This window comes from Gordonia hirsuta DSM 44140 = NBRC 16056, assembly GCF_000333015.1.
In the GTDB taxonomy this organism is placed as follows: domain Bacteria; phylum Actinomycetota; class Actinomycetes; order Mycobacteriales; family Mycobacteriaceae; genus Gordonia; species Gordonia hirsuta.
Genome location: NZ_BANT01000077.1, coordinates 1 through 1,148 on the forward strand (window position 1 = coordinate 1; position 1,148 = coordinate 1,148).

Consider the following 1,148-nt stretch of genomic DNA (forward strand, 5'->3'; position numbering starts at 1 on the left):
ACCTGCCCGGCGTGTCTCGGACAGCTGCCCCACTACGGTGGGGTTGAGCTGGAAACGGAGTACTGGTATGCCAAGGAAGTTTTCGACGGAGTTTAAGAACGCTGTTGCGCTGGAGGTCATCGAGCATTCTCGGCCTATTGTGCAGGTCGCAAAAGAGAATTCGGTATCGGAGCAGTCGGTTTCACGTTGGGTGAAGCTTTACAGGAAAGACCATCCGGAATTGGCGGAGCGCCTCGATGAGTCTGAGCGTGACGAATTGGCGCGGTTGCGGCGTCAAGTGAAGCGCTTGGAGACGGAGGTCGAAATTCTGGGAAAAGCAACTGCCTTCTTCGCCCGGAAGTCACAACCGTAGAATTATTCGAGTTGATTTCTGCCGAAGAAGGCAATTACAGCATTGCGCTCATGTGTGAGGTGTTACAGGTGTCGCGGTCTGGGTTCTACGATTGGAAGAAGAGGTCGGAGTCTGATCGTGCGCGCCGGCGCCGGGAGCTGGGGAATCTGATCGAAGAGTTCTTTGACGCATCGGAACAGACTTATGGGTATCGGCGGATTCATGCCGACTTGATTTTCAGCGGGCATGCTGTCGATGACGACACGGTGCGGTCGATCATGCGTGAACGCGGCCTGGTGCCCTGCCAGCCAGCGCCGAAGCGGCCGGTCACCACGATCGCCGCTGACGCCGGCGATCTACCGGACCTGGTGCGCCGCGACTTCGTTGCAGTCGATGTCGGCGCCAAACTGGTGGGTGACATCACCTATATCAAGACTTGGGAGGGCTGGCTGTATTTGGCGACTGTTCTTGATTGTTACAGCAAGAAGGCGGTCGGGTACGCGACAAGCGATCGAATGACTGCTGAATTGGTGTGCGAGGCACTGGACATGGCTGCGGCCAATGTTCCGTTCACGTTCGGTGAGACGATTTTTCACAGCGATCGAGGCGGTCAATACATGTCCGAGGAATTCGCGCGGTGTGCACGCCGACACGGCGTGCGTCGATCGGTCGGCCGAACTGGTGTCTGTTATGACAACGCGTGGGCCGAATCATTCAATGGGACACTGAAGAACGAGTGTGTCAATCGGAAGGTGTATGACACGAGAAAACGTGCGCGAAAAGATGTTCTTCGCTATATCGAGCTGCGATACAATAC

The 1,148-nt window shown here is 56.1% G+C and carries 2 protein-coding genes; both read left to right on the forward strand.

The window, feature by feature from the left end:
* The coding region (locus GOHSU_RS16675; protein WP_211220448.1) for a transposase at positions 1 to 352 on the forward strand (352 nt) is incomplete at its 5' end.
* Positions 353 to 363: 11 nt separating this feature from the next.
* Positions 364 to 1,148: IS3 family transposase (locus GOHSU_RS16125; protein ID WP_005944499.1), on the forward strand; the 785-nt coding region annotated here is incomplete at its 3' end.